General features: G+C 44.9%; 2 protein-coding genes. One reads left to right on the top strand and one right to left on the bottom strand.

What is annotated here, in order from left to right; genetic code table 11:
* Positions 1-31 precede the first annotated feature (31 nt).
* Entirely contained in the window at positions 32-1,630 is a 1,599-nt protein-coding gene (locus AC805_RS15340) for a glycoside hydrolase family 57 protein (protein WP_055076228.1), read from the bottom strand.
* A gap of 1,174 nt (positions 1,631-2,804) precedes the next feature.
* Here AC805_RS15340 and AC805_RS15345 point away from each other — a divergent pair.
* Positions 2,805-5,369 carry a peptidoglycan DD-metalloendopeptidase family protein gene (locus tag AC805_RS15345; RefSeq protein ID WP_055076229.1) on the top strand — a complete coding sequence of 855 codons (2,565 nt, stop codon included), beginning with the start codon at positions 2,805-2,807 and terminating at the stop codon, positions 5,367-5,369.
* Positions 5,370-5,666: the final 297 nt, after the last annotated feature.

Genomic DNA, 5,666 nt, shown 5'->3' on the forward strand with positions numbered 1-5,666 from the left:
GGGCTTGGCTATAAAAACATACAGATCGCGCTTAGCCAGCCGTCAGTGGACGGTAGGTTCTGTAATTGATATCGGGAAAGATATTGTCAATATATTCAATCTTTTCCAGCCATCCAGAGTCAATCTTGCCAGCCTCAATATCATCAAATAATTTCTCCAATCGCATTAAGTGCGATCGCGTCCTTCTTACTGCATAGGGAACCATAGTGCCCGTACGCATGATAAACGCCCAGTCAGAGGATTGAGCTAAAAGTAGCTCCCTTGCGGCTTGATTGAGGGCTCGCCATTCTAAATCATCGGCAGGTTCGCGATAGGACAAATGAATCATCCGCTCCGCACCTTTATGCAAATGTTGATAGACCCAAGCATTAGTCTCATTTAGCCAATATTCGTGGAAACCTTTGTAACCCCAACTAGATTGGGCGGGACGCGATACCTGCTGGGTCGGATTATTGCGCAGATAATCTGCCAAATGGGTCATTTCGTAGGTGGTTTGGTCGTAATAGGACTTACGAATCAAGAAATCGATAAACCAAGGACCTTCATACCACCAATGTCCGAATAACTCTGCGTCATAGGGAGATACTACCAACGGAGGGCGACCCATCATTTCATGGAGATAGCCAACCTGCCGCTCGCGATTTTGCATAAAGTTAGCCGCATGTTCGGCTGCTTTCTCCTTCGCCCAGTAGGGATCGTAAAGTTGTTTTGCATCTAAGCCAAAATCACTACCTGTAATGCGGTGATACTTGACCCCTGTATTTTTTCGCTGACCGTTAGGCATGATGAACGGCTTGATATATTCATAGTCAGCTTCCCATCCTAAATCCTTATAAAATTCACGATAAACGGGATTACCTGGGTAGCCAACCTTCGATGACCATACTTGCTGCGAGGACTCGTGGTCACGCGCAAAGGCGGCAACTCCTGTCTCCGTAAAAACAGGGGCGTAGGTTCCAAATCTAGGGCGGGGTTGACCATATAAAATTCCATGCCCATCGGTAAGGAAATAGCGTAAGCCCACATCGGCAAGCATTCGCTCTAATCCGTCGTAATAGGCGCATTCTGGCAACCAAATTCCATTCGGAGCCCGCCCAAATTCGTTGGTGTAATGTTCAACGGCAACCTCTAGCTGCGCCCAAACTGCCTCTGGATACATTTTCATTAATGGCAGATAGCCGTGAGTCGCCCCACAGGTAATAATCTCCAGATTATTGGTGTCTTGAAATTGCTTAAACGCAGTTATGAGATCGCCACTATATTTTTCCCAAATTTCGCGAGTTTCCGCAAATTCTTTGACATAGTACTCCGCAAGATACTTAACATGACCATTATGTTCGTTATGAATGACTTCAAGTTCTACCAATTGCTGTAGGAGGGCGAGGTGTTTGTCATAGCGTTCTTGCAGAAGAGGATCGCGGAGCATAGATACCAATGGTGGTGTCATACTCATGGTCATTTTGAAATCAATGCCATCTCGCCTGAGTCCCTCATAGACTTTGATTAGGGGAATATAGGTCTCAGTAATCGCCTCATACAACCATTCTTCTTCAAGCACATAGTCACTTTCGGGGTGACGAACGTAGGGTAGGTGAGCGTGTAAGACCAGCGCGAGATATCCAATGCTCATAGATCTTCTTTTCCTAAAAAGTCTTTAAATTAGCCGATATTGCTAAAAAGTAGACTTTCAGAATCAGGATATCCAACATTTAGGGTTGACTATCCTGATTCTGAAAGTTTACCTATTAGCCAGATCACATTTTCGGGCATATTTCGGGCATATCAAGTACATTAAAGTTTTTCTAGCCTATTAATACAGGCAAGTTTCCTATGACTTAGCTATGCTGCTGAAAGCTGCTATCTCCAAATGTGATTTCCTTCTTTAAGGCATTTTTAAAGTAATTTTAAGCTATTCCTGTACCCAATGTAATTATCCATACATCCTGCGATCGCGATCGTTAATGTAGTTCCGAATAATTAAAAGCCAAAAACAGAGAGAATACTGCCCGATTAGCGGGCAGTATTCTCTCTGTTTTTGGCTTTTAGCAGTAGTCAGTTATGTTAGGACAAAAACAAAACCCAGAAGAGTGTTGCGGCGCGAAGCGCCGCAACACTCTTCTGGGTTTTGTTTTTGTCCTATTTGGCTATACCTATGCTCTTAGCTACTTATCAAGTAAAGGGCAAGCTAAGCCTTTAGGGAGCAAATTAAGCCTTCAGCAATTTAGGTATTGACTCTTACTCGGAAATTGTTCGGTAAAGTTTTTTGTCGTAGATTGTTAAAAAAAGGTTACACAAAAGAAAAATCAATTTAAATCAATAAACGTAGTAAATAAGCGTAAGAATGAGATATTTAAAGATAAGCTCAATGAAAAACTCTAATAACTGCTCTTGCCATCTATCGAGATGAGAGATACCTTAAGATTCTTGATTAAGTAAAATCATTTTGTAGACTCAAAAAAGTCGCTCTGGGGGGAGCAATGGTTTTGCCAAAAACTATCTTTAGGCATAGTTAAGTACAAACTATTTTTTTATAGATTTTGCAAGATTACTTTACCAAACTGGGGCTTGACAAACTAACTTAGAATATGCGTTTGTCTATCCAAGGAGTTTTGATGCACAAAATCGAATTTTTAACTGTTCGTGATGAACTTGTTTTAAGGAAAAGATCAAGGTAACTTATGATGTGTAATCGCTCCTTGCTGAGTTAATGATTTTGCTAACTTAAAAAGCTTAATTATTTAGCTCGCTTTATTCTCACACTTGATTTATCAGGGGCAAAGCTAGATTTTAGAGGAGGCAGTTTTTTGAAAAAGATATCTTCCAAAGACGAGGATCTGACGACTAATGTTTCCCTGACATTGGGCGAAAAGATATCCTCTTTGAAAGTTCGTCGTTCGCTAGCAGTTTTAGGGCTTGCCTTATCTGCGGGAACCGTGGGGGTGTTGATCAACCAACAAACAGCGAATAATAATCTTAAGGTAACGCCAGTTGCGACTTCATCACGAACCTTGACGGATGTGATGGCGCAAAACCAAGATCGTAAGTATGAGATGGCGCGAAGCGCGATCGCTTCAGGCACATGGGATAACTCTCAAGGCGTAATTGTCCACGAGGTGCGTGAAGATGAAACCCTCTGGAAATTGACGCAGGTTTATCAAGTTGATGCAGCAGCGATCGCAGCATCCAATAACATAAGTGCCAATACCGAGTTACAGCCTGGAACAAAGTTATTGATTCCGCCTGTGAATGGTTTAGTTCACAAGGTTAAGCCAGGCGATACCCTCGAAGCTATTTCCAACTATTACAACGTTCCTAAGAGCGAAATTGTTAAGTTTACCTCCCTCGCTTCTGGTGACTTTTTAGCGATCGATCAGCCTCTAGTGATCCCTGGTAATGTCGCTACTTTAATGCAAGTTAAGGAAGGTCATGTTAAGCGGCAGTTATTAGCCGAGAAAGAACGCTTAATGCAGCGTTTGCAAGCTTTAGAAGGCAAAAAAGCGACTGCGACCTTAGCTAGCACCAGCACTAAGGCTAATGTTGCGGAAAATGAGATTTCCAAGCAACCTAAGTACGTTGCCTACAAGGTTCAAAACGGCGATACGATTGAAACCATTGCTCGTCGGTATGGGATCAACCAAAAGGCAATTATTGAGGCTAATAAGCTAGAAAATCCTCAATGGTTAGAATTAAATCAAGAGTTAAATCTCCCTCAAGAGCGAAACCTGCCTCCTGTTCAAACAGTTGCCGCTTCTATTAATGAAAAGCCAAGCAAGCAAGTGCCGCCCCCTGTAGCCACCCTGTCTGAAACAACTAGAAACCTAGATACGACATCTTCACGTAGCTTGCCAAGAGAAGTCGATCAGCTTAGGGTTTCTGCGGCTACTCCCATGGTGCTACCGAAATCAACAACCAAGATTGCCGCTGCTAATCGCGGATTGACTTGGGATGGCTTGATGCAATTAACGGGGACAGAAGCCTCAGCGAACCTCCCTAGCGCTCCCGTACAAGAGCAATCATCTAACTTGCAACTCAAGCCTACGCCTGTTAATCCCAATTTACCGATTGCCAGCGAACCAGTTACCAAGGTAGCTGTAGCGCTATTCCCATTTGCTCCTGATCGGCTATTGGGTGAGTTAGGTGCTCCTAATAACAATAAAAATCCTAATTTATCTCCAACGGCGCTTAATTTACCCGCAAGATCGATTTCTACACCATCGATTCCTACGGCAAGTGCTGCCGAACAGTACAGCGCCAATCGCTCGATCCCCCTCGAAGCTAATTCGTCTCAGCCAGTAGCTGAGCCTAAAGTACAGCTTCCTGCCAGAATTGCCGCAGCTTTGTCGGTTCCCCAAATACCAACATCCTTGCTCACCGAGCAAAAAACTAGTCTGCGTAATACTCCTGCGGAATCGCCCAACCAGCCTGTAGCCGAACCGAGTGTAAAGACTGCTCCCGTAGCCGCAGTATCGGCTCCCAGCATTCCGACAAGCCGAGCGATCGAGCAAAGTGTTAACACCTCTGCCGAGCCTGTCTCCCCATCATCTCAGCCTGCATCTGAGCCAAATGTGCAAATTCCGACAAGGGTAGCCGCATCTAGCCTCGCCCCCAAAGTGCCTGCATCGGCATCGGTCGATCAACAGACTGCCACAACGGCTCAGCCCAATCAAGTTGCTCTGTTACCCGATCCCGAAGCCAGAATGACTTCCCTTGAAGTTAAAAGGCTGGAATCGGAAGTAGATCAGCTAAATGCTAAAGTTCGCGACGCTGAAATTAGAGAAGCGGCACGTAAAGCTGAAGAAGCTCGTAAGATTGAAGCCGCAAAAATTGCTTCGGCAAATCTCAACGCATCTCCAAATCCCGATCGCAACTTTGACAGTAGCCGTGCAGCGATCGCCAATCCAGGCGATCGTTCGGGTGTGACTCCCCAGTTACCACAACTAACTGCTAGTGCTTACCTCCCCGATGTACAGGATTACGGATTGTCCAGTGGCTTTATTTGGCCTGCCGATGGCGTAATTACATCTGGTTTTGGCTGGCGCTGGGGTCGTGTTCACCAAGGTATCGATATTGCTGCTCCCATTGGTACACCAGTTTTAGCTGCTTCTACAGGTGTGGTAGATTACGCGGGCTGGAGTGATGGTGGTTACGGCAATATGATTGATATTCGTCATCCCGATGGCACGATCACCAGATACGGTCACCTCAACGAAATTCATGTCAAAGAAGGACAGAGCGTTAGCCAAGGTCAGTTAATTGCTGCTATGGGTAGCACTGGATTTAGTACTGGTCCCCACCTCCACTTTGAGATCCGTCCTAATGGTGGTAGTGCGGTCGATCCAATGGCATTCTTAGCTTCAGTCAGTAGATAGAAATTAAGATTTCATCTTAAAAAGATAAGGATTTGGGGATTTCGTACCCAACTCCTTATCTTTTTTTAGGCTTGTATAGCTGCCGCCAACTGTATCAGGACATCAAACCCCAAAGAGAGTTGCCGCGCGGAGCGCGGCAACTCTCTTTGGGGTTTGATTTTTGTCCTAAATGTCTGGGTTCGAGTTGCTGCGCCAAGCACTATATAGCTACAGTCACTTGAATGAGGACAAATCAAACTCCAAGAGTTGAGTGGCGGCGCGAAGCGCCGCCACTCAACTCTTGGGGTTTATGTCCTA

Origin of the sequence: Pseudanabaena sp. 'Roaring Creek' (genome assembly GCF_001402795.1) — a bacterium.
Taxonomy (GTDB): domain Bacteria; phylum Cyanobacteriota; class Cyanobacteriia; order Pseudanabaenales; family Pseudanabaenaceae; genus Pseudanabaena.